The organism is Pseudoalteromonas obscura (genome assembly GCF_030135505.1).
Classification (GTDB): domain Bacteria; phylum Pseudomonadota; class Gammaproteobacteria; order Enterobacterales; family Alteromonadaceae; genus Pseudoalteromonas; species Pseudoalteromonas obscura.
Map to the genome: position 1 here is coordinate 238,914 of NZ_JASJUT010000009.1, position 23,838 is coordinate 262,751.

A 23,838-nucleotide genomic window follows, 5' to 3' on the forward strand; every position below is an offset into this window, starting at 1 on the left:
ATTAGGCGCAAAGATGGACGTATCTGAATTACTTGATGGCTTGAATGACAAGCAGCGTGAAGCGGTTGCTGCACCACTGAGCAATATGCTTATTCTGGCTGGTGCTGGCTCCGGAAAAACTCGGGTGTTAGTGCACCGAATCGCGTGGCTTATGCAGGTAGAACACGCCTCTCCTTACAGTATTTTTGCCGTGACTTTTACTAATAAAGCCGCCAAAGAGATGCGCTCACGTGTCGAAGAAACTCTACAAAGCCCAGCCGGAGGTATGTGGATTGGTACTTTCCACGGCTTGTCTCATCGTATTCTGCGTGCCCATCACCGCGAAGCAAACTTACCTGAGTCATTCCAAATATTGGACTCCGACGATCAACAACGTATGATCAGACGCTTGCTCAAGGCCATGAACATTGATGAGAAAAAGTGGCCAGCAAAGCAGCTGAGCTGGTATATCAGCGCGCGAAAAGATGAAGGCTTACGCCCCAAAGATATCCAAGCCTATGATGCCAGCGAGCAGCTTATGCTCAATGTTTATACTGCCTATCAAGAGGCTTGTGATAGAGCGGGTTTAGTTGATTTTGCGGAGATATTGCTGCGTTGCTATGAATTACTACAGCAGCAACCTACTCTACTACGCCACTACCAACAGCGCTTTAAACATATGCTGGTAGACGAATTCCAAGATACAAATAGCATTCAATATCAATGGCTGCGTTTGCTTGCCGGTGGCGACAATAACATCATGATCGTTGGCGACGATGATCAAAGTATTTATGGGTGGCGTGGCGCAAAAATTGAGAACATCAAACGCTTTTTAAAAGACTTTGATGCCGATACAATACGCCTTGAGCAAAACTACCGTTCCACAGGTACGATTTTGAAAGCGTCCAATGCCCTCATTCAAAATAACTCTGAGCGCATGGGTAAGAGCCTTTGGACCGACGGCACGCAAGGCGAACCCATCTCAATTTACGCCGCATTTAACGAATTAGACGAAGCACGCTTCACCATAGGTAAAATTAAGTCTTGGCTGCAAGATGGTAACGCACTGACAGACTGTGCCATTTTATACCGCAACAATGCCCAATCTCGTGTACTGGAAGAGGCACTTCTCCAAGAAGGGCTCAAATATCGTATTTATGGCGGCATGCGCTTCTTCGAGCGACAAGAAATCAAAGATGCCCTTTCATACTTGCGCCTGATCAGCAATCGTAATGACGACGCCGCGTTTGAACGTGTTATCAATACACCAGCGCGCGGGATTGGCGACAAAACATTGAGCCATATTCGCGACTGCGCTCGTAATGAATCTCTCCCGCTGTGGTACGCAGCTAAAGCCGTTATTGATCAAAAACATTTAGCAGGGCGCGCTGCAACAGCCGTAACACGCTTTATTGAATTGATTGAACAACTTGATGAAAATTTAGTCGAGTTGGCGCTTGCTGAGCAAGCAAAAACCACCATAGAGCACTCTGGGCTATTGGCTATGTATCAAGCGGAAAAAGGTGAAAAGGGCCGCGCACGAGTGGAAAACTTGGAAGAATTGATCAATGCCTGTGGTCAGTTTGAATTACCAGTTGAAGAAGAGTTTACTTCACCACTGCAAGGTTTCTTGGCCTATACATCACTGGAGTCTGGCGAAGGGCAGGCCGACGAGCACGAAGATGCGGTACAGATGATGACGCTTCACTCTGCCAAGGGCTTAGAGTTCCCACTGGTATTTATGGTGGGCGTGGAAGAAGGCATGTTCCCTTCACAACAAAGCCATGAAGAATCAGGCCGCTTAGAGGAAGAGCGTCGCCTATGTTATGTTGGCATGACACGTGCGATGCAAAAGCTCTATATCAGCCATGCCGAAAGCCGTCGTTTGTATGGCCAAGAGAAATACCATAGTCCCTCTCGATTTTTGCGCGAACTGCCTGACGACTGTACTGAAGAGATCCGCATTAAAACCCAAGTATCTAGGCCAGCTAGCACCAATCGCTTCAGCGCATCAGTCAGCCATGCCGCATTTGAAGACAGTGACTTCAACCTAGGACAACGGGTGCTGCACGCAAAATTTGGTGCAGGTAACGTACTCAATTACGAAGGTGTTGGTGCACAATCTCGTATACAAGTGAACTTTGATGACGTCGGTACCAAATGGCTCGTAACAGCGTATGCAAGATTGCAAGCCATTTAGTCTAAAACCCCAACTGGCAGGGTTAAAAATAGCAAGGCACCGTCAATTACTCCTGTTGTGTGGCAGCAGGGATTGGGGGATGCGTTGCTTTTTGCAGCTTGCTCAATCCGCTGAGCAATTGATACTCAGCGATGATGCCAGTTGGCCTGAGGCTTTGTGGCCACAACACTTGCACCAAATACTGGGTCAAGAGTTCGAGTTTGTTCTGTATGATGGCTATAGCGGTATTATTCCCAACAAACTGGCTGCTTGCACAGGCACAGTCAAAGCTGGCGGATTACTCGTATTATTGCTACCAGAATTATCAGCACTTTCAACATGGTGCGATCCAGCCCTAGCACGCTGGCTCTCTGAAGGTGAACAAACGCACAAGAGCCCTTTTTTGGCACGCTTAGCCCACCATTTGCAGCGGCAGCAATGCTGGCTGTTCAGTGAACAAGGTGGGCCCAAATTACCCACCACATACAGTGCTTCATGTCAGACACAGAACTTAACGTCACAATCTCAAGCTGTCAGCCAAATAGTCACCCATCTGCAACAACATCCAAACACACCCGTCTTATTGAGTGCAGACAGGGGTCGAGGCAAGTCAGCCGCACTTGGATTGATAGCAGCACAGTTTGCCGGCAAAAATATCGTTTTGTGTGCTCAGCAGCGCCGTGCAGTGCAAAATGGCTTTATCCATTTTTGCAATGCGCTTGGATTGACACCACCAGAAATAAATAAAAATCAAGTTAGTACGCTGAGTTATATTCCACCTGATATTTTATTAGCTACACAGCCTGCAATCGATATCTTGTTGGTTGATGAAGCGGCAGCCATTCCCGTGCCGCTCCTAAAGCAGTTGTTGGCGCGCTACCCTAGAGTGATTTTTGCGAGCACCCTAGTTGGCTATGAGGGCAATGGCCGCGGTTACACACTACGATTTCAAGACGACTTAAAGTCTAAACACCCCGACTATTTAGATCTGCATTTGGCTGAACCCATACGTTATGCCCAAGGCGACCCGTTGGAGCAACATATGCGCCAATTGCTGGCTCTCGACTGTCAGTATGCAACTCTTTCGCCTCAGCTAGACAAAATTAGCTACCTCAGCGTCGACAACAATGTCCTCATTGAAAATGAGGCACTCCTTGAGCAAGTCTTTGCATTACTTGTATTGGCCCACTATCAAACGTCGGTTAATGATCTGCGACAGCTGCTCGACAGCCCAAGTAATCGCTTATTTATTGCTTTTCAAAATAACCACCCTGTCGCGGTTTGCTTGGTAAATTTAGAAGGGGCTCTTGATGGCGACTTGGCCGCCCATATTGCACTGGGAACTCGACGACCAGCAGGCCATTTAATGGCGCAACAACTGAGCCAATTAATGGGTAACAGTAAATTTTGCACTCATCGAGGGGCGCGTATAGCACGTATCGCTGTGGCCCCATCCCACCAAAAGTACGGTATTGGCAGTGCCTTGATCCGCTTTTCTATGCACCAACTTGCCGACAAAGTCAGTTATTTCGGCAGTAGTTTTGGCGCGCAAGCGAATTTACTCGATTTTTGGCAAAACTTAGGATTTAAGCCGTTAAAGCTCGGCTTCAAACAAGATAAAGCCAGTGGAGAATTTGCAGTCTTGGTGGTCCACAAAGATAGTCAAATCGACATAAAACTAGAGTTGAGTACATTTGCGGAACAGTTGTATTTTGCGCTCAGTGAATTGTATGCGCAGCTTCCCTGGCAACTGGTACGCAGCTTTCTCTGCTCAGCGCCAAACAAAGACCTCAGTGAATCGCAGCTCAAACAACTCGCCTATCTGAAATCTAAACTTGCCAATGAGCAACAAATTGCACCATTTGTAGAGCAGCTCATAAAAACACAACCTAGCATCATAAATTCCTTGTCAAAGATTGCCCAACAATATGTAATTCTACTATTATTACAGCGACATCAGCCAAAAGAATTACCTCAAGAACTAAGGTTACAATCTAAGAAGCAAGTGCAACAGGCCTATCAGTCACTGTTATCGGAAGTTTATGCTGAAATTATTTCTAAAAGCGATCCTCATTAGTGCAGCTCTATTACAATCATTGCTGTGTTTCGCGACCCCCGCTAAAACAACCATAAAACTGGGAATGAGCGTCGCTCTGAGCGGTCCAGCGAGTCATATTGGCCAACAGCTTAAACAAGGCCATGAACTCTACTTCAATTATGCAAATCAGAAAAAACGACCTGAACAACCACATATTAAATTACTGGTTTTAGACGACGGATACGAACCAAGTCGTGCCGTCGATAATACTCACTATTTAATAAAACACCAAAACGTTGATGCCCTCATTGGTAATATGGGCACGCCCACCACCCATGCAATTAAAGACATATTAAAAAAGCACCAACTGCCGTTATTAATGCCTTATACTGGCGCTGAATTTTTATATCAAAATCCAGGTTTTCCGATCTTCAAACTTCGGGCGAGCTATTTGGATGAGGCCAAGGATCAAGTGAAATATCTTGTAGAAGAGTTAGGACACAAAAACGTAGCCCTTTTTATTCAAGCAGATGAATTTGGTTTAACGCTAGAAAAAAGCCATCGCCAAGCGCTCAAGAACCAAGGGATTGAACCAGTCGTGATTGCGCGCTTTAGACGTAATACCAATGATGTTGCCAAAGCCCTAACACAGATATTAACCACCCAGGTCACAGCCATTGCAATGATAGGTACTTATGAACCGTTATCTGCATTCATTAACCAAGCCTACAGAGCGGGCTTTAGAGGCTCCTATACCAGCGTTTCATTCGTCTCTTCAGCGTCCCTGTTCGAGCATATCACTGTACCTGCCAATATTATGGTTACCGAAGTACTGCCTGATCCTCAAACCTGTCAAAGCCAAATCTGTACACTATTTCGCGCGCAAGCCACCGCACATTCAAAGCCCATCAGCTACCAATCGTTCGAAGGATTTATAAACGCTTATCTGTTTACCACAGCTCTGCAATACTGCCAGCAAACTCCATTGTCAGATTGTATAAGCTCAGCCATTTCACGCACGTTAAAGACCGACCCAGCGCTGCAAGACCTACTCAAATTACCACAAAAAAACACGCCTCAAAGGCAGGTATATAGATCTTATTTGAAATATTGATCTATGCTTAGCTCATGCAACTATTGTTTGAGGCGAACATGGACCTGATTAACTTTCGAGTAGGAAAAAAAACAATATCACTCAAAATTTTAGATATCCTATTAACTGAGCGCTACGAGGGCAATCTCACATCACTGCCAAATGACAACCCAAGCTTTTTAGGTGTCAAAGACTATATGGGCACACCCACTCCCATTTTTGATTTAGGTCTGATCTTGAATAACAAGTCTTCGTATGAAACCAACCAATCTTTGGTTGAACTGTTACAACAAAAAGAGCAAGACCAAAAAGCATGGCTAGCAGAGCTTGAGCTAAGTGTGCACAATGACGTTCCATTTACCAAAGCCAGAGACCCTAAACAATCTGAGTTTGGCATGTGGCTATATAGTTTTAAAACGGACAATGAAGATTTAAAAGCCATTCTAGCGCGTTTTGAAGAACCTCACTCTAGGCTGCACACTGTAGCAGATGAAATATTATCTCTGTGCAGCAAAGGTAAAAAGGAACAAGCAATTGCCCTGTTAGACAAGGAAAAGCTCACTACCTTTACAAAGTTAATTCGGTTGTTTGAGTCAGCAAGGGATCAAATCATACTCGACCACAAACCAATCATCGTCTTTACCACTGAGAATGGGCAGCAGCCCCATATTGGCTTACTTGTAGACAGAGTGGAAGACAATATTCACTGTGAAGCGTCAGACATCAAACCACTACATGAAATGACCAATGTTGGTTTTGATATTGATCCGCAAACCAAGAAAATGATGAAGGGATTGATAAAACAAGGGGATAATCACAGTTTGGTGTTAGATCCAAGCGCGATTTTTAGGCCAGAGCATCTACAAGGCTATGCGCCCGAAGAAACCGAAGAGTACGGTCTGTTTTAAAGCAAATAGCTTAAAAACAAAAAACGCCGCTAGAGAGCGGCGTTTTTTATTGTATTAGCAATTAAGCTTTTGCTTGACGGCTAGCGCGCTTACGCTCACTTTCAGTCAATAGCTTCTTACGAATACGGATGCTTTCAGGCGTTACTTCTACCAGCTCGTCATCATCGATGAACTCAAGCGCTTGCTCAAGTGTCATAACGATTGGTGGTACAAGGTTTTGCGCTTCATCAGTACCTGATGCACGAACGTTAGTTAGCTGCTTACCTTTAAGCGCATTAACTGTTAGGTCGTTATCACGTGCGTGAATACCGATGATCATACCTTCGTATACTTCAACACCGTGACCGATGAATAGCTTACCACGATCTTGTAGATTGAATAGCGCGTTAGTCAGTGCTTTACCTGCCGCGTTTGCGATAAGTACACCGTTCTTACGCTGACCAATATTACCGCCTTTGTGTGGTCCGTAGTGATCAAATGTGTGATACATCAGACCAGAGCCAGACGTCAGCGTCATAAAGTCAGTTTGGAAACCGATAAGACCACGTGAAGGCATCATGAAGTCCATACGAATACGGCCTTTGCCATCTGGTGCCATGTCAGTCATTTCTGCTTTACGAAGACCAAGTTGCTCCATGATAGAACCTTGGTGCTCTTCTTCAACGTCAACCGTTACTGTTTCGTAAGGTTCTTCTAACTGGCCGTCTACTTCACGAAGGATTACTTCTGGACGAGATACAGCTAACTCGTAGCCTTCACGACGCATGTTTTCGATTAGAATACCAAGGTGAAGCTCACCACGACCTGATACACGGAAACTATCTGGGTTGTCTGTTTCTTCAACACGTAGAGCTACGTTGTGTACAAGCTCAGCTTGCAGACGCTCAAGGATGTTACGTGAAGTAACGAACTTACCTTCTTGGCCTGAGAACGGAGAAGTGTTTACAGAGAACGTCATCGTTACTGTAGGCTCATCAACAGACAGTGCTGGCAGTGCTTCAACTGCATTTACATCACATACTGTGTCAGAGATCTTAAGCTCACCAAGACCTGTGATCGCGATGATATCACCCGCTTGCGCTTCTTGCGCTTCGTGACGGTCTAGACCTAGGTAAGTAAGTACTTGGCCAACTTTGCCATTACGTGTTTTACCATCAGCGCCAACAATCGTTACCTGCTGGTTTACTTTAACAGTACCGCGCTTGATACGACCAACACCGATTACACCGATGTAAGAGTTGTAATCTAGCTGAGAGATCTGCATTTGGAAGTCACCAGCTGGATCTGCGTCTGGCTGTTCTACCTGCTCTACAATCGCTTCAAACATAGGTTGCATGTTGTCAGACGGCTCGTCTAAGTCAAGCGTTGCCCAACCGTTGATTGCTGATGCATAGATAACTTGGAAGTCAAGTTGCTCGTCTGTTGCACCTAGGTTATCGAATAGGTCAAAGACCTGATCCATTACCCAGTCAGGACGTGCGCCTGGCTTGTCAATTTTGTTGATAACAACAATAGGCTTAAGGCCAAGAGCAAATGCTTTTTGCGTTACGAAACGCGTCTGAGGCATAGGGCCTTCTTGTGCATCTACTAGTAGAAGTACAGAATCAACCATTGATAGTACACGTTCTACTTCACCACCAAAGTCGGCGTGTCCCGGGGTGTCTACGATATTGATATGGTAGTCGTTCCACTCAATGGCGGTGTTTTTCGCCAAGATTGTGATACCACGCTCTTTCTCAATATCATTTGAATCCATTACACGCTCTTCGTTGCCACCGCGTGTCTCTAACGTGCCAGACTGTTCTAGCAGCTTATCGACTAGGGTAGTTTTACCATGGTCAACGTGTGCGATAATCGCAATATTTCTTAACTTTTCAATGCTCATTACTGTTACTCAGAGAAGTTGGCCTTCAGTGATCCTAGTCGATCCACGCAAAATTGCGCACCTAAGATACCGTTCCACAATTAAAGGTCGCGTATTATCCCCTAATAATGTGACAGATGAAAGTTTATCCAGAGGATTTTTTTCCCCTTTACCGCAATTTACCACCGAGATCAGGTACTTTTTTGTCTATTGTTTGTTCCCGTACAAAGTACTAAACTGCGTGACAAGCCCATAGCAAAATGGGTGGTAAGAAAAACAAAGGAACGAAACATGAAATCACAGTCTTTAATTCTGATTGTGGAAGATAATCGCGAAGTTAGACTCGCAGCGCGCTTTGTCTTGGAAGATTTTGGCTATCAAGTCGAAGAAGTGGAAAACCCCGTACAAGCCCATGAGTTTCTCCGCCATACACAGCCAGCCTTGATCATGCTCGACATGAATTTTGATTTAGACTCCACTTCAGGTGAAGAAGGGTTGCGTTTCTTGCGCGGCCTAAAAAGAGAGGCTATCGATATCCCTGTCATTGCGATAACAGCCTGGTCAAACACTGATTTAGTAGTGCAGGCAATGCAACTTGGGGCGGTCGATTTTATTGAAAAGCCTTGGCAAAACCAGCGCCTCGAACAAGTTATTCAGCAACAACTGACCATATCAGGACTGCAAAAAAATAACACCGCGCTCAAACAAGTACTCAAGCCCAACTGTGATAAACCCATATGGCAAAGTACTGTCATGCAACAACTGATGGCGCAACTCAACGCTGTGGCACAAACCGATGCAAATATTCTTATCACAGGTGAAAATGGTGTAGGAAAAAGTCACATTGCAACTTGGATCCACAATCAATCGCAGCGCAATGCACAGCCATTTATTTCACTCAATATGGCTGCCATTCCAGAACAACTATTCGAAAGCGAATTATTTGGTCACGTCAAAGGCGCATTTACCGATGCAAAATCAGAACGAGTTGGCCGTTTTGCATTGGCACACCAAGGTACCTTATTTTTAGACGAAATAGGCACCTTACCACTGGCTCAGCAAGCAAAATTACTCAGAGTATTGGAAACAGGTGAATTTGAAATGGTGGGGTCGAGCAAAACCCTAACCAGTGATGTTCGGCTTATCAGCGCAACCAATGCGGAGTTTGAAAAACTTATTGCGAAGAGTGAGTTTCGACAAGACCTGTATTATCGTCTCAATACATTCGCTTTTACTATCCCCGCTTTACGTGAACGCATTGATGATATTGTACCACTTGCCGAACACTTTTTAACTCACCATGGCGCCAAATATAATAAGCCAAACCTCACTATCGCGCCCTGTGCTAAGCAGGCATTGATACAATATGACTGGCCCGGCAATACACGAGAGCTAAGTCACTTAATAGAAAGGGCTGTATTGCTCTGCCAAGATGGTGTCATTCTCGCTCGTGATTTACATCTACCCCATGCCCAAGTAAATAGCCTCGAAAGTACACTGCCAGAGATGACGCTGGAAGAAGCGGAAAAACACCTTATTGTGCAAGCACTGAATAAATTTGAAGGCAATAAGAACAAAGCAGCTCAACAGCTAGGGATCACCAAACAGGCGCTGTATCGGCGGTTAGAAAAATATGCATTGGAAGAATAATAGCCTAGAAGGCTTTTGGAAAAGGCAATGCCTACTGTTAATCCTAGTGCAAATAAGCTTACTCACTATTTGCTGGCAATTTGGTCTGGTTCAGGGAAAGCCTCTTTTAAACATTGTAACCATAAGCTGTTTAGTAACTTGGGTCGGCGTAACTATTTGGATATTTTACCGTATTATCACCCAAGTAAAGTCCTCCTATTTACGCAGCACATTTCAATTGGAGTCATGTCGAAATCAAGACTTTAGCCAACAGGCAAAAGCCCACTTCTCTGCCGGGGTCGTTGGTCAGTTTCACCACCAGCTCAACAATTTAAGTAATGACTTACTTACATCAAAAGAGAGTGAAAACAAAGATTCAATATTACTACTTCGGCTGGTGAAGCAGCTAAACACCCCTATTTTAGTATTCGACGAACGCTTACAATTAAGTTTTGGCAATCAGGCCTGTGGCGCATTATTTGACAAACCTTGGCAAACACTGCGTTTTACTACTGCCGCTCGACTGGGCTTGGAGCACCTGCCCGATTGGCACTTTAAAGATGAAAAAAACCAACAACGTTGGCAAGTACGTCATAGTAACTTTAATCACAACGGACACACCTATCACTTGTTGGTCATGACAGATATCCAAATTGCATTAAGAGAGCAAGAGCTCAAAGCGTGGCAGAGGTTGATCCGGGTCATTAGTCATGAGATCCGCAACTCCTTGACACCTGTCAGTACAATGCTGGAAAGGCTCAAACACAGAGCAACGAGCGAACGTGATAGCGCCGCTTTCGAGGTAATTGTAGAACGCTGCCAACACCTCGCTGAGTTTGTCAAAAGGTACGCGCAATTACAGCAAAGTGTCACAGTTAAAGCCTATGAGCAGCCTTTTGAGCGGGTATGCACGGAACTCACATCTTTATTCCCCCAAGCAAATTGGCACCTCGAAGGTCAACATTTACAACTGTATTGCGATGCAACACTCCTTAAACAAGTACTTATCAATTTAACCAAAAATGCATTGGAAGCCTGTACAGATCGACCGCAACTGACCCTATCATTGAAGCTTAAAAACCAATCTGCGACGATAAGCCTCACTGACAATGGCCATGGCCTAAGCAATCCTGATAACCTTTTTGTTCCCTTTTATTCCACCAAAGAGCGCGGTGAAGGTATTGGTTTGATGTTGTGCCAACACCTCACGGAACAAATGAATGGCCAGTTACTGTTAATGAATCGCACCGATGGACATCGCGGCGCTTGTGCTGTGATCTCATTGACGCAACCTACTTCTTGAGTGTCCGAATTTAATATAGTGAGGTCCAGTTTCGGACCTAACTATATTAAAACAAAAAAGAAAAAACAAAAACACCAACTAAATCAATGCTTTATATTTTGGCATATGGCTTGCTCAATCCTTTACATCATCAATAAATAATAAAGATAAATATGGACATCGTTAGATCAAAAACAGTCTCGCCAAAACTCTCTCTCAAGAGAAAGATCACGGCATTAGTCATCTGTGCCTCTGTGCTAGGCGGTGTATTTCACTTCTCTTCATCATCGAACTCCACCAGCTTACAACGGAGTAGCTTAATTGTCGCGACGGTACATCGGGGTGATTTGGCTATCCAAGTTGATGGATATGGCGTACTGCGTTCCAACCAACAAAAGCTGTTAACAGCACAAAGTAGTGCCACTGTCAGCGAAATACTACTGCGCCCAGGTGCGGTTGTAACACCGGATTCTGTGATTTTAAGAATGCAAGATCCCGACCTCAAGCAGTCGATCGAAACTGCACGTATGGCACTGGAAGAGCAAGAAGCAAATTTGCGCCGTCAAAAGCTTGCCAATCAGCGCGAGCGCCTCTCAGAAAAAGCCACTCAAGCTCAGCTTGAGAGCGAGCATCAATCGCTGGTATTGCGCCGCCAAGCACAGCAAGTGCTGCGCGACCAAGGCGTGATACCAGCCTTAGATGTGCAAACCGCAGAGCTAGAGGAACAACAGTTAGGTGCACGTGCCGAATTGCAGCGCCAACGCATAGCGCAGCTGGCACAATTACATCAAGAAGATATTGAAATATCTCAACAACAAGTGAACCAAGCGCGCTCAAACTTAGTCAGATTGGAGCAACGCGCTCAGCAGCTAGAAGTCACAGCGGGGATCAGCGGTACCATCCAACGTCTCGCCGTTGAGCTCGGTCAAAGTGTGTCAGCGGGCCAAGAGTTAGCGCAAGTAGGGAGTAACTCTGACTTACAAGCGCTGATCCGCGTACCGCAATCAAAAGCGGAGCAAATCAAAGTAGGACAAACTGCCACAATCGATACGCGTCGTGAACGCGCTCCCGCTACCGTCACTCGGATCACGCCACAAGTGCAAGATGGCACCATCGAAGTGGAACTGTCTTTTACCGAGGGCGTACCTGAGTCGGCCAGACCGGAGTTAAGCGTCGAAGCTGAAATCCTCACTAGCCAATTAAGCAACACTTTATATGTAGAGCGCCCAGCGAATAAGCAAGCCCATAGTGCGACTGAGATTTACATCATCGACGGGGATCAAGCTGTTGCAACCACAGTACGATTCGGCAAAGACGCAGGTCGACACTTGCAAATTCTGCAAGGTGCGCAAGAAAACCAGCGCGTCATTCTCTCTGATATGACACAGCACAGTGAACATAAAGCCATCACGTTACTTTGAACCCAATAACAAGAATTAAGCAAAGGATTTAGACATGAAAGAAAGCGTACTAACAATGTCAGATGTGACCAAAGTATTCAACACCGAAGAAATGGAAACCCATGCATTAAGGGGCATAGATCTCACCATTTATCGCGGTGACTTTGTGTCAATCTGTGGCCCTTCAGGCTGCGGTAAATCAACTTTATTGTCCATTTTAGGGCTACTGGATATGCCTAGCTCAGGGAAATATCAAATTGAGGGTGAAGAAGTCAGCCAACTTACTTTGGCGCAATCAGCTTATATCCGTAATGAAAAAATCGGTTTTATATTCCAGTCATTTAACCTGATTGATGAACTGACTGTATACGACAATGTAGCGCTGCCTCTAAGATACCGAAAAGAGCCGCTGCCAGAGCAGCAGATCAAACAAGCCGTGGAAACTTGCCTTGCCAAAGTAGACATGAGCCACCGTGCAAACCACAAGCCCAACCAACTTTCCGGTGGTCAACAGCAACGTATTGCCATTGCCAGAGCACTGGTTGGACAGCCAAGCATGCTGTTGGTCGATGAACCGACAGGTAACCTCGATTCAATCAATGGCGATGCCGTGATGGCAATGTTGCAACAACTTAATGCTGAAGGCACCACTTTATGCATGGTGACTCACGATCCACGCTATGCCGACATGGCTACTCGGCAGCTACATTTGCTCGATGGCAAAATTATCGACAGTGAAGAGCATAGCGACCTTAAGCATGCGTTTAAAATTCCACTTGCACAGTAAGTAGGTGTCATTATGTTGAAACACAATTTATTAATCGCTATCAAAAGCCTAGCAAGAGTTAAAAGCTATGCACTAACCATCATCATGACCTTAGGCGTCACTTTGGGTGTGATGGTGGCTATGTATAATTTGAACTACCAAATTATCGCTGCACCACTGCCTTATCCTGATCAGGATAGGCTGTTCTTGGTCCAAGGCCAACTGCTGGCTGACGGTGAAGTAAAGCGTGAAAATTACCTGCCCTTTCTCGGCGCAATTGAAGCCTATAAAGATCAGCACCCAGGTATCGAGACTTTTGCCCTGCACAATATCAGTATTGATGTTGAGCAAAGCTTACCGAACAGCCCCACCTTTAATATGGGTGCTATCACACCTGAGTTTATGCAGATCATTGATGCACCGCTGGCATTAGGGCGTCACTTTACAAAAGATGAGGGGCTCGACAGCAATCAACCGGTTGCCATTATTTCATACGATGTCTGGCAATCTCACTTCGGTGGCAGTAGTGAAGTACTGTATCGCTCAGTTACTTTCAAAGGCATTAGCTTTGTCATCATTGGCGTAACAGCTGAACACTTCGCAGAGCCGGTATTGGCAACTCCCACTTGGCGCACCGATGTCTGGCTACCATACGATTACCGTGATACTCAAGAGCCACTATGGACATTTTCATCTAATCAGGTTCACTTGGTCGGTAAATTAGCCAAAGATACGGATCTCAACCGCACTCAGCTAGCACTCAATAACTGGGTGATGGCACGCTATCCAGCAGCAGTTGCAAATGATCCTACCGTCGCCAATACCGAAGTTAAATGGCGCTTTACCACTTACAAATCACGTATTATTGGCGATGCAGGCAATACCAGTGTCATGATGCTCGCAGGCAGTGTAGTACTGCTGCTTATTGCCCTCAGCAATGTCGGCAACCTCGTTCTATCCCGTGCTGTTGAGCAACAACGTGCTTTTGCTATTCAAGCCGCATTAGGTGCGCAGCCTCACCACTTATTCAAACAAGTACTGGTTGAATTATCCTTGCTATTCGCTGCCGCACTCATTGTTGCCACCGCTATTGTAAGCCTTATTTTGGGCTTATTAAAAGCTGGATATGCAGGTCCACTTGCACGTTTAGATGAACTCAGCCTCAACATAAACACTGTGCTATTTGCGATTGTCTTAACACTCATTCTTAATTTCGCACTCGCTTGGGCGGTCAGCAAGCAACTGAATTACAATGCCATTATTGGTGCATTGCAAAGCAGTGGTAAGGGTTCTGGCGTACAAGTCTCTAAGCGTACGCGCCAAGCACTGGTATCAATGCAGGTATTTTTTTGCATCTCTCTGCTTGTATTATGTGTGAGTATTTTCAAGCAAAGCTGGGCACAACTCACAGCACCAACGCACATCAATACTGAAAATACTTCACAGATCGCCCTGAACGTTGGGACCTTACTCAATGACATGTCTACTGAGCAACGTGCCACACTGGTACTAGAAGCAACAGAGCGACTTAACCAACACAGTGACATTGTGCGTGCAGGGATTGGCGGCTATCCGCCTATCGCCTATTGGCTAGAGCAATTTGCTTCATATCACTCACAATTAGAGCCCGGTATGGATAAGCCTATCGTGACACACAAACTCGTTTGGGGTACACGCGTTTATTTTGAAACATTCGGATTGACCTTGGCTCAAGGGCGGCACTTTACTGATGCTGAAGCCAGAGATAGAGCACCTGTGGTGATCATCAATGAATATATGGCAGATGTGATTAAAGCCTCAGGGCAAGAGCCTATTGGCGCCAAATTGTATGCACGAAACTCAAGCGACCCTATCACGGTAGTAGGTATCGTAGGTAACTTGAACCTGCCCAACCAACCACCGATCTCACGTATATACCGCCCTCGAGTGAATACCGGGTACCCAACTATTGTGGTCGAAACAAAACCCAACGTGCAACTCACTCGACAAGGCATTAATGATTTGCTGGCGGAAGTACATTCACAAATACGCGTTTATGACTTACAAACCACAGAGCAAATTTTGTCCTCGCACCTTAAATCACAGCGCGTTGCCAGTATTTTTACTATTGTGCTTTCAGTGGTCGCGGTGATATTAGCAGGTATTGGTATTTACGGCGTATTTCGTTATGCCATTGCATTAAGACGCTATGAGCTAGGTATTAGAATGTCAATTGGCGCAACCCCTGTAGCAATTTTCAAGCTGGTACTGATAGAAAATATGCAGCCATTTTTAATCGCAGCCGCTACGGCCACCTGCGCATTACTTATCGGATACGTTAGTGCTGCGTCTACGCCCATCATGCAAATGATGAATGTGTGGAGTTGGTTTATCCCAGTCGCCCTAATAGCAAGTCTAGTCATAGGTATCACCCTGCTATCTACTTGGACAATCATTCGCCAACCAGCGCAATATGCACTAAAAGGTGCCTAACTATGATTCAAACCAGCCGCCAGCCAAAGTATGGCGTTACGATAATTTCCTTCCTGAGACGTTACTTTTGGCTTGTCGTGGCGGCTGGTTTATTTGTACTGATAATAAGTCACATAGATATGCTACACATCATTTGTGAATATGACTCTGCTGCTCAGCCAACATGTATTAGTCATGTATTTTTGCATACACTCAAAGTATTGGAGTGGCTGGAATAGCCAATGGCACAACCAGCCACAGCAAACGCACCAAAATAGTGCAAACCGTACTTAATTGGTGCACCCATTTAGTTCAATTTTCAGTTATTTATTATCACGAAAACAATTAACCCATATTTTTCAAACGCTTGAAATTTTGGCACAGATCACGCTTGGAGAAGCGCAGTTAAGCAAATTATTGCAGCAAAAAATAACCCACGAGTCGGAGGACACATGTCACAATCGGTTTTAGATTTTATTAAAGAGAATGAAGTTAAGTTTGTAGATTTACGTTTCACGGACACAAAAGGTAAAGAGCAACACGTTTCAATCCCTCATCACCAAGCCGATGAAGACTTCTTTGAAGACGGTAAAATGTTCGACGGTTCATCAATTGCTGGTTGGAAAGGCATTAACGAATCTGACATGGTATTAATGCCAGATGCAAGCACAGTTAAGCTTGACCCATTTGCTGAAGAAACAACTATGATCGTACGTTGTGACGTATTAGAACCTGCAACAATGCAAGGCTATGAGCGTGACCCACGTTCAGTCGCTAAGCGCGCTGAAGACTACATGCGCTCTACTGGTATCGCTGACACTGTACTATTTGGCCCAGAACCTGAGTTCTTCTTATTCGACGATGTTAAATACAAAACTGACATGTCAGGCTCTATGTACTCAATCGATTCAGAAGAAGCATCTTGGAACTCTGACAAGAGCTACGAAGAAGGCAACACTGGTCACCGCCCAGGCGTTAAAGGTGGTTATTTCCCAGTTGCACCAGTAGACTCTTCACAAGACTGGAGAAGTGCAACTTGTCTAGTACTTGAAGAGTTTGGTCAAGTTGTCGAAGCACACCACCATGAAGTAGCAACAGCGGGTCAAAACGAAATCGCTACACGCTTCAATACCATGGTTATCAAAGCGGACGAAATCCAAGAGATGAAGTACGTTATCCACAACATGGCACACCACTACGGCAAAACAGCAACATTTATGCCTAAACCAGTGGTAGGTGACAACGGTTCTGGTATGCACTGTCACCAGTCACTAGGTAAAGATGGTCAAAACATCTTCGCAGGTGACAAATATGGCGGCCTATCTGAAGATGCACTTTACTACATTGGTGGTATTATCAAGCACGCTAAAGCAATCAACGCGTTTGCAAATGCTTCAACTAACTCATACAAGCGTCTAGTACCAGGATTTGAAGCGCCAGTAATGCTTGCATACTCTGCACGTAACCGTTCAGCGTCAATCCGTATTCCGGTTGTACCTTCAGAGAAAGCACGTCGTATCGAAGTACGCTTCCCTGACCCAACAGCTAACCCATACCTTGCGTTTTCTGCAATGCTTATGGCTGGCCTTGACGGAATCAAAAACAAAATCCACCCTGGCGATGCAATGGACAAAGATCTTTACGATCTACCAGCTGAAGAAGCAGCAGAAATCCCAACTGTTGCCGCATCTCTTGAAGAGGCGTTGGCATCTCTTGACGCTGACCGTGAGTTCTTAACTCAAGGCGGTGTATTCACTGATGACTTAATTGATGCATACATTGCACTTAAGTCTCAAGAAGTTGAAAAACTGAACATGACAACTCACCCTGTTGAGTTTGAAATGTACTACAGCGTATAACGAAAAATATGCTCGCAGTGAACAGAGGTAACTCGTTACCTATGCGCATTGTTCGCTGCATTTTATAGTGTAAATGCGCGCTTAAATCATATGTGTTCTCAAGCCCGCAATAGCGGGCTTTTTTATGGCAAAATCGCGGTAAAACCTCTACAGTTAAACAGTGAGTATTAGCGCTTGCACAATGTTGAGAATGAGACAATGATAATGTGCTTTAACACTGTTCAATTTTTAGGGTGAGGTTGTGGTGAGTCGACTGTGGTTAGTAATAATATTATGTCTAGCGAGCCATACTGCCTATGCTGATAAAAAGGTGTATCGCTGGAAAGATGAAAATGGTAACTGGGTTTACTCAGACACACCAAGAAAAGGTGCAGCGGAAGTCAAAATTAATACGCACTTCTTAACGATGCCAGCGACAGACACTTCCGTGTTAGGAAACAGCTCAGCACAGCAAAACGCAACTGAATACAAAGCGACCATTATTGCCCCCAATCACAAACAGACACTGCGTGATAACACGGGTAGCGTGTATGTAAGTGGACAGATCACACCTAGATTTGCAAAAGACTTTACTGTGCAACTTTACCTAGATGGCAAACCGACAGGGCCAAAGCAACATACGATCACTTTCGCTTTACGTAATGTGCCACGAGGTGAGCATTCAATCCAACTGATGGTATTTAACTCCAAAGGAAAGGTCGTAACAAAAAGTGATGAAACCATTTTCTATTTGCATAAAGCCAGAGCAAACCAATAAAAATAAACACAAAATTGATACCACAGCGTGAATAAGCCAATAACAACAGCACACTGTTAATTTTTGTGTTAAATTACAATGCACCAACTTGGTGCAAGGCGACCCATAATGGAACATCTCAATTCATCAATATTGCCTGAACTATGGCAAAATTTATCAACGTCTGTCATTTTACTCGACGAAGACTTTAAAATTCACTACGCCAATAACAGCGCCAGCGAGTTATTAGGCCTAGGACAAAAGCGTCTTATCGAACAGCCCTTTGAAAGCATCTTTCATCATCACTTAATCGATTTAAAACGGCTCAAGCGCTATGTGCTTGAAGATGGTATCGATTGCCAGCAACACAAAGTAGACGTTGTATTCATTGACAATAGAGCCAGTACTATCAATTTATTCGCTCGCAAATTACATATTAACAATCGCGATTTCATTCAATTGGAATGCCGCCGAATTGATGAAGAGCTACGCTTTGACAAAGCATTTAATCAAGACCACCAATACCAAGCAGCTCGCAATCTGATCCGTGGATTAGCGCATGAGATTAAAAACCCACTCGGTGGTATACGAGGAGCGGCGCAATTATTGCAGTATGAAGTTGAACAACAAGAGCGAGATGAGTGCGCACAGTTGATTATCGCACAGGCAGATCGATTGAGGGAATTGGTTGACAGGTTACTTGGACCAAATGAATTGCCAAAGCGTACACTGTGCAATATTCATAAAGTGCTTGAGTCTATATTGAAGCTCAGTGCATTAGAAACCGAGCATGCACTCACGCTGCGCAAAGATTACGATCCCAGTATTCCAGATATTTGTGTGGACGAATCAAAAATTCAACAAGTGGTGCTAAATATAGTGAGAAACGCCCAGCAAGCCTTGCAAGGCAAAGGAGAGATCTGTGTCACAACCCGAATTTGTCACAGGGTTAGGCGCGGTAAATTAATCCTCAGAAAAGCGTTGCTCATAAAAATTGCCGATAACGGACCTGGCATAGATGAAGCGTTAAAAGCGACGCTTTTTTACCCCATGGTTACCAATAAAGAAGGTGGATCAGGCCTTGGATTATCCATCGCGCAAACCTTAGTCGAACAGCATAACGGCTTCATCGAATGCGATAGTTGGTCTGGACATACAGAGTTTTGTATCTACTTACCCTTTGAAAATGAGTTAGGGAGCAAATAATGAAAAGTGTGTGGTTAGTTGATGACGATGCTTCTATCCGATTTGTATTGGAAAAGGCTTTATCTAGAGCAGGCTTTGCTACGGAAAGCTTTGCCAATGGCCAAGACGTCTTAACGGCCCTCGAATATGGTCAGCCTGCGGTCTTAATGTCTGACGTGCGCATGCCAGGTCTCGATGGCATGGCACTACTTGAAGAAGTAAACCGTCTGTACCCTTCACTACCTGTAATCATTATGACTGCCCACTCCGATTTGGACTCCGCCGTCAATGCATTTCAAAAAGGCGCATTTGAATATTTAGCGAAACCATTCGACTTAGATGAAGCAACATCACTGGCTGATAGAGCTTATAGAGCGGCACAACAAAACGCCAAGACTAAACCACAAGATGCCCTAACCGATCGTCCCGATATCATCGGCGAAGCCCCAGCTATGCAAGAGGTATTTAGAGCCATAGGGAAACTGTCTGCATCCAGTATGAGTGTGTTGATCAATGGTGAATCAGGCACCGGCAAAGAACTCGTCGCAGGTGCATTACATAATCACAGCCCACGCAAAGACAAAACATTTATTGCGCTCAACATGGCTGCTATCCCCAAAGACTTAGTAGAGTCTGAGCTATTTGGTCATGAAAAAGGGGCATTTACCGGTGCGGACAGTGTTCGCCGTGGCCGCTTTGAACAGGCAAATGGCGGTACACTATTTTTGGACGAAATAGGTGATATGCCTTTGGATGTGCAAACACGATTGTTGCGAGTATTGGCTGATGGTGAGTTTTACCGCGTGGGTGGTCACCAAAGCGTTAAAGTTGACGTACGTATTCTCGCTGCAACTCACCAAGATTTAGAGAAACTCGTCAGTGAAGGTCAGTTTCGTGAAGATTTATTTCACCGCCTCAATGTTGTGAGATTGCGTATTCCTCCTCTGAGAGAAAGAAGCGTTGATATCGCAAAATTGGCAGAGTATTTTCTCGCCAAAAGTGCAAAAGAACTTAAAGTTCCAAGTAAAGTACTCACTGATAAAGCACTGACACACATGTGTGCATTTCATTGGCCAGGTAATGTTAGACAGCTAGAAAATACCTGTCGCTGGCTAACTGTCATGGCACCCGGTGACATGGTCGGACCTCAGGACTTACCACCAGAATTGATGCAAACAACCGATGCAGAGACACTTGAGCAAAACCAAGACTGGCTGGATGCATTTCAACTATGGCTAGATCAACAACTTAAGCTAGGAGAAGATCACATTTGGCCACAAGTGCAGGCACAGCTTGAAACTAGGCTTATTAAATCGGCACTTGCGGCATGCCATGGCCATAAACAAGACGCAGCTTTAAAGATAGGCTGGGGACGTAATACATTGACCAGAAAGCTGAAAGAGCGCAATATGCTAGAAAATGACTAGTAGGTCGACTGAGCATGAAACTATTAGAAAATATAACTACCATAAAGCAACTTGAAATTATCAATCGCTTGGATTTTTTTACTGAGTTCACACTGGCTGAGCGGCAAGTGCTATTGGAGTCATTCAGTCACTTATATTTAATTAGTAAAGACCGCTACGCATTTAAACGTTTTGAACAAGATAATCGACTTTACATTATTTTAAATGGTGAATTACGTATTTTTGCCGAAAAAGATCACGTTGATATTGGCCATGTTGGACCGGGCGAGTTCGTCGGAGAAGGGGCTTTTATCTCCAATCGCGAGCGAAGCACCAGTGCACAAGCTATCTCAGATACCATTGTACTCGCCATCACCTCTGAAGCTCTGACAAAGCTACCAGCCGTCATACGAGAAAAAATAAAAGACAAAATTATTGCGGGAATGAGTGAACGTATTCACAAACTCAATCACTTCATCGAAGAAAAACTGTAAATAAGTTGATTATTGACTACAGAACATAGCCTGCTCTGTAGCCATCTTCAGCTTAACAGTTATACATTGAATTACATGTCCAGCCGTTGTAAGAAATACAGCCAGGTACATGTGGTGAACTTGCGTACATACCACCAGCAACTTGTGGTGTTTGCTCTGCATTTAGCTTTTTATTATTACTTGTTAACTGTTTTACCGAACGTTTATTAAGTGCGATTTTCATCGTTATTTCCTTTTATATGTTGATCTTTTTCACACAGGATTGCGCTTGCATCCTGATTAATAAATAACCACCAACACAGCTTAAAAGCAACGATTTCAATCTGGATATTATTTCATTACAAACGGTAATAATTGTGTGAGATAGTAAAAGATTAACCTATTTAAAAATCAAACACCTAACCCGATACTTGCTGACACAAAAAAGGGTGCGAGGCACCCTTTTATTAGTTTAGTAGTTCGCTAAACAGATCAAACAACCTGTCTAATTCCTCAATGGTGTTGTAATGCATACAGCCAATGCGCACTACACCGCCTTTGTCCATTACACCCAATTGCTCACACAAGCCTTGAGCATAAAAGTTACCATCCCAAACACAGATATGTTGCTGACCAAGAAATTCTGATACTTTTCGTGGTTCTATACCTTCAAACGTCAATGCAAACGTAGGTGTACGTTGTGCCAAACGAGATAGCTCATTGATCCCATGCAAGGTGATCTGAGGAAAATCTGCAAGTTTTGAGAGGAAATGTTGGCTCAGGGCCATTTCATGTGCTTTGGAATTAGCAAATGCTTGCTCTAATCTTACTCTTAGCGGCTCCGAATCAGGCAGTTCACTGAGTGATGCAATATATTCAATCGCAGCTATCACACCCGCGAGTCCTTCAAAGCTTTGTGTGCCCGTTTCCCAACGACCAGGGATCACATCTTTTGCAGGCTCTACTTTATAAGGTGTGAACCCTTCTAAATGCTCGCGCTTACCGTATACAATACCAACGTGTGGGCCAAAGAATTTATAAGCCGAACAAGCCAAAAAGTCGCAGTCTAAAGCTTGAACATCGATCAGCTCGTGTGGTGCAAAATGCACGGCATCAACATATACTAAAGCACCCACTTGATGGGCCATCTCAACAATTTTCTTAATATCATTGATAGATCCCGTTGTATTTGAAGCATATGTCACCGCAACAAGTTTGGTGTTGGCATTCAATAAAGATGCATAATGCTCTAGGTCAAGTGTGCAATCTACTTCATCGATGCGCACTGCGTGTACCTGTGCACCTTTATCTTCTGCTGCCTGGCGCCAAGACGATACATTTGAATAATGATCTGCATTAGTCACTATCACTTCATCACCAGCTTGCCACTGTCTTGATATCGCTCGGCTAAAGCTAAACGTCAAGCTTGTCATATTCGCACCAAATACGATTTGGTCACTGCTTGGGGCATTAAGCAACTGTGCTACAACGTGCCTAGCTCGGCCCATCAGTTCTACAGTTTTATCACTTGAGAAAAAAGCACCACCTAAGTTTGAGTTAAAATAACCAAGGTATGCTGACATTGCACTCAGCACCGACTGAGGTACTTGAGAGCCACCCGGGCCATCTAAAAATACTGGAGCGATGCCTGATACTTCTTGCATCAACGCAGGAAATTGGCGGCGAATTGGCATTAGATTCATAGAGACCTCTTTATGCGGTAAATACGAAACAATCTAAATAGCCAATCTCTTCGGCATTTAGCTTATTCATTGGCGTTGCGTTGTGCCAGACTTCACGATCGTTCACAAGCGCAAACAAACCATCTTTTATTTCCATTTTAAAACATGGCTCAGCTTCTTTGTGTTCGTAGACTAGCAACTCACCACCAGCAATATTTTCATGTGAAACACCGCATACGCACACGTGATCAAAGCCATCTTGGTGCACACCTTCTGGTGCAGGAGGTGTATCACTTTCAATCGCCAACATTCTAAATTGATGCACTTCAATGTCAGCATCGTCTGCAACACCAGTCATCACTTTGAACTCTTGCAATAAATGCTTAAACCCTTCACTTTGTAGTAAGTCCGCTTCCAAGTTCTCGTAAACACGCTCAACATTGCCTTGGAATTGATTGATTGAGTCATCTTGAACAAAAGCTTTTGCGGGCTGTATTGAGATATTACCTGCGGCAAACTTCAACACCGAATAACGACGTTTACGAAATGCACCGTCAGCGTAAGGATTGTCTGGCAAACGGGGAAAAAATGGTTTGACTGAATCAATATGCGATTGTTGAATAAAACGAAGTTGAAGCAAATTCTGGTTGTTTACTGCTGTCATGCTTGCTCTTGCCTGTAGATGTAAAATTGGCAGAGATCTTAATCTATTTAGATGGAAATTTTGATTTTGAATAGCTTGTTTTTATCAAAAGACAAGAATAAATATACCCTCTAAAAACAATTGTTAGATTAATATGCCAATAATTTCAAATTTGGCAACTATTGCCTTATGAGGAGCGTAGCATTTTTGCTTATTCAGTCGTTCCCAGTGCATGAATATTTACGTCAAGCATGATACCGCATCA

General features: G+C 44.4%; 19 protein-coding genes. 15 read left to right on the plus strand and 4 right to left on the minus strand.

Features of this window, described 5'->3' with window-relative positions; translation table 11 throughout:
• Positions 1-13: 13 nt before the first annotated feature.
• Genes uvrD through QNM18_RS19355 form a run of 4 tightly spaced genes read left to right on the plus strand, consistent with a single transcriptional unit; the run spans position 14 to position 6,197 of the window.
• Positions 14-2,179 (plus strand): DNA helicase II, encoded by a 2,166-nt coding sequence (uvrD, locus tag QNM18_RS19340; RefSeq protein ID WP_284138156.1) that lies wholly within the window; start codon positions 14-16, stop codon positions 2,177-2,179.
• Positions 2,157-4,235 (plus strand): GNAT family N-acetyltransferase, encoded by a 2,079-nt coding sequence (locus QNM18_RS19345; RefSeq protein WP_284138157.1) that lies wholly within the window; start codon positions 2,157-2,159, stop codon positions 4,233-4,235. The genes uvrD and QNM18_RS19345 overlap by 23 nt, the downstream gene beginning before the upstream one ends.
• Positions 4,201-5,310 (plus strand): ABC transporter substrate-binding protein, encoded by a 1,110-nt coding sequence (locus QNM18_RS19350; protein WP_211012911.1) that lies wholly within the window; start codon positions 4,201-4,203, stop codon positions 5,308-5,310. Before QNM18_RS19345 ends, QNM18_RS19350 begins: the two co-directional genes overlap by 35 nt.
• 38 nt (positions 5,311-5,348) lie before the next feature.
• Positions 5,349-6,197 (plus strand): chemotaxis protein CheW, encoded by an 849-nt coding sequence (locus QNM18_RS19355; RefSeq protein ID WP_211012990.1) that lies wholly within the window; start codon positions 5,349-5,351, stop codon positions 6,195-6,197.
• A 61-nt stretch (positions 6,198-6,258) separates the two neighbouring features.
• On the opposite strand, the gene typA is transcribed toward QNM18_RS19355, so the two are convergent.
• Entirely contained in the window at positions 6,259-8,082 is a 1,824-nt protein-coding gene (typA, locus tag QNM18_RS19360; protein WP_023398469.1) for a translational GTPase TypA, read from the minus strand.
• Positions 8,083-8,352: 270 nt separating this feature from the next.
• Between typA and QNM18_RS19365 the strand changes: the two genes are divergently transcribed.
• The 11 genes from QNM18_RS19365 to QNM18_RS19415 all read left to right on the plus strand — a co-directional run bounded on the left by QNM18_RS19365 (position 8,353) and on the right by QNM18_RS19415 (position 21,269).
• Positions 8,353-9,711, plus strand: a complete 1,359-nt coding sequence (locus QNM18_RS19365) for a sigma-54-dependent transcriptional regulator (RefSeq protein ID WP_211012910.1) — start codon at positions 8,353-8,355, stop codon at positions 9,709-9,711.
• Positions 9,695-10,993, plus strand: coding sequence for a sensor histidine kinase (locus QNM18_RS19370; RefSeq protein WP_284138158.1), 1,299 nt, complete (start codon positions 9,695-9,697; stop codon positions 10,991-10,993). The genes QNM18_RS19365 and QNM18_RS19370 overlap by 17 nt, the downstream gene beginning before the upstream one ends.
• 152 nt (positions 10,994-11,145) lie before the next feature.
• Complete coding sequence (locus tag QNM18_RS19375) at positions 11,146-12,393, plus strand: HlyD family secretion protein (protein ID WP_211012908.1); 1,248 nt, start codon at positions 11,146-11,148, stop codon at positions 12,391-12,393.
• A 34-nt stretch (positions 12,394-12,427) separates the two neighbouring features.
• Entirely contained in the window at positions 12,428-13,159 is a 732-nt protein-coding gene (locus tag QNM18_RS19380; protein ID WP_284138159.1) for an ABC transporter ATP-binding protein, read from the plus strand.
• A 12-nt stretch (positions 13,160-13,171) separates the two neighbouring features.
• Positions 13,172-15,610 (plus strand): ABC transporter permease, encoded by a 2,439-nt coding sequence (locus QNM18_RS19385; RefSeq protein WP_284138160.1) that lies wholly within the window; start codon positions 13,172-13,174, stop codon positions 15,608-15,610.
• 2 nt (positions 15,611-15,612) lie between these two features.
• Positions 15,613-15,828 carry a hypothetical protein gene (locus QNM18_RS19390; protein WP_284138161.1) on the plus strand — a complete coding sequence of 72 codons (216 nt, stop codon included), beginning with the start codon at positions 15,613-15,615 and terminating at the stop codon, positions 15,826-15,828.
• Between the two features lie 213 nt (positions 15,829-16,041).
• The gene (glnA, locus tag QNM18_RS19395) at positions 16,042-17,448 is read left to right on the plus strand and encodes a glutamate--ammonia ligase (RefSeq protein ID WP_211012904.1); all 1,407 of its coding nucleotides are present in this window, start codon (positions 16,042-16,044) and stop codon (positions 17,446-17,448) included.
• Positions 17,449-17,692: 244 nt separating this feature from the next.
• The gene (locus tag QNM18_RS19400; protein ID WP_284138162.1) at positions 17,693-18,205 is read left to right on the plus strand and encodes a DUF4124 domain-containing protein; all 513 of its coding nucleotides are present in this window, start codon (positions 17,693-17,695) and stop codon (positions 18,203-18,205) included.
• Positions 18,206-18,313: 108 nt separating this feature from the next.
• The gene (glnL, locus tag QNM18_RS19405) at positions 18,314-19,390 is read left to right on the plus strand and encodes a nitrogen regulation protein NR(II) (protein WP_211012903.1); all 1,077 of its coding nucleotides are present in this window, start codon (positions 18,314-18,316) and stop codon (positions 19,388-19,390) included.
• Complete coding sequence (gene ntrC / locus QNM18_RS19410) at positions 19,390-20,796, plus strand: nitrogen regulation protein NR(I) (protein ID WP_211012902.1); 1,407 nt, start codon at positions 19,390-19,392, stop codon at positions 20,794-20,796. The genes glnL and ntrC overlap by 1 nt, the downstream gene beginning before the upstream one ends.
• Before the next feature lie 14 nt (positions 20,797-20,810).
• Positions 20,811-21,269 (plus strand): Crp/Fnr family transcriptional regulator, encoded by a 459-nt coding sequence (locus tag QNM18_RS19415; RefSeq protein ID WP_023398480.1) that lies wholly within the window; start codon positions 20,811-20,813, stop codon positions 21,267-21,269.
• 52 nt (positions 21,270-21,321) lie between these two features.
• Here the strand turns inward: QNM18_RS19415 and QNM18_RS19420 are convergent, their stop codons facing one another.
• The 3 genes from QNM18_RS19420 to QNM18_RS19430 all read right to left on the minus strand — a co-directional run bounded on the left by QNM18_RS19420 (position 21,322) and on the right by QNM18_RS19430 (position 23,594).
• The gene (locus tag QNM18_RS19420) at positions 21,322-21,492 is read right to left on the minus strand and encodes a hypothetical protein (RefSeq protein ID WP_023398481.1); all 171 of its coding nucleotides are present in this window, start codon (positions 21,490-21,492) and stop codon (positions 21,322-21,324) included.
• 223 nt (positions 21,493-21,715) lie between these two features.
• Positions 21,716-22,951, minus strand: a complete 1,236-nt coding sequence (locus QNM18_RS19425) for a cysteine desulfurase-like protein (RefSeq protein ID WP_284138163.1) — start codon at positions 22,949-22,951, stop codon at positions 21,716-21,718.
• A gap of 10 nt (positions 22,952-22,961) precedes the next feature.
• Positions 22,962-23,594, minus strand: coding sequence for a 2OG-Fe dioxygenase family protein (locus tag QNM18_RS19430; protein ID WP_284138164.1), 633 nt, complete (start codon positions 23,592-23,594; stop codon positions 22,962-22,964).
• Positions 23,595-23,838: the final 244 nt, after the last annotated feature.

Excerpts from the sequence above, each read along its gene's own strand:
- QNM18_RS19390 (WP_284138161.1), top strand. The coding sequence starts at position 15,613 with ATGATTCAAACCAGCCGCCAGCCAAAGTATGGCGTTACGATAATTTCC.
- QNM18_RS19370 (WP_284138158.1), top strand. The coding sequence starts at position 9,695 with ATGCATTGGAAGAATAATAGCCTAGAAGGCTTTTGGAAAAGGCAATGC.
- QNM18_RS19420 (WP_023398481.1), bottom strand. The coding sequence starts at position 21,492 with ATGAAAATCGCACTTAATAAACGTTCGGTAAAACAGTTAACAAGTAAT.
- QNM18_RS19365 (WP_211012910.1), top strand. The coding sequence starts at position 8,353 with ATGAAATCACAGTCTTTAATTCTGATTGTGGAAGATAATCGCGAAGTT.
- typA (WP_023398469.1), bottom strand. The coding sequence starts at position 8,082 with ATGAGCATTGAAAAGTTAAGAAATATTGCGATTATCGCACACGTTGAC.
- QNM18_RS19430 (WP_284138164.1), bottom strand. The coding sequence starts at position 23,594 with ATGACAGCAGTAAACAACCAGAATTTGCTTCAACTTCGTTTTATTCAA.
- QNM18_RS19375 (WP_211012908.1), top strand. The coding sequence starts at position 11,146 with ATGGACATCGTTAGATCAAAAACAGTCTCGCCAAAACTCTCTCTCAAG.
- glnA (WP_211012904.1), top strand. The coding sequence starts at position 16,042 with ATGTCACAATCGGTTTTAGATTTTATTAAAGAGAATGAAGTTAAGTTT.
- QNM18_RS19415 (WP_023398480.1), top strand. The coding sequence starts at position 20,811 with ATGAAACTATTAGAAAATATAACTACCATAAAGCAACTTGAAATTATC.
- QNM18_RS19355 (WP_211012990.1), top strand. The coding sequence starts at position 5,349 with ATGGACCTGATTAACTTTCGAGTAGGAAAAAAAACAATATCACTCAAA.
- glnL (WP_211012903.1), top strand. The coding sequence starts at position 18,314 with ATGGAACATCTCAATTCATCAATATTGCCTGAACTATGGCAAAATTTA.
- QNM18_RS19350 (WP_211012911.1), top strand. The coding sequence starts at position 4,201 with ATGCTGAAATTATTTCTAAAAGCGATCCTCATTAGTGCAGCTCTATTA.
- QNM18_RS19380 (WP_284138159.1), top strand. The coding sequence starts at position 12,428 with ATGAAAGAAAGCGTACTAACAATGTCAGATGTGACCAAAGTATTCAAC.
- uvrD (WP_284138156.1), top strand. The coding sequence starts at position 14 with ATGGACGTATCTGAATTACTTGATGGCTTGAATGACAAGCAGCGTGAA.
- ntrC (WP_211012902.1), top strand. The coding sequence starts at position 19,390 with ATGAAAAGTGTGTGGTTAGTTGATGACGATGCTTCTATCCGATTTGTA.
- QNM18_RS19385 (WP_284138160.1), top strand. The coding sequence starts at position 13,172 with ATGTTGAAACACAATTTATTAATCGCTATCAAAAGCCTAGCAAGAGTT.
- QNM18_RS19425 (WP_284138163.1), bottom strand. The coding sequence starts at position 22,951 with ATGAATCTAATGCCAATTCGCCGCCAATTTCCTGCGTTGATGCAAGAA.
- QNM18_RS19345 (WP_284138157.1), top strand. The coding sequence starts at position 2,157 with ATGCAAGATTGCAAGCCATTTAGTCTAAAACCCCAACTGGCAGGGTTA.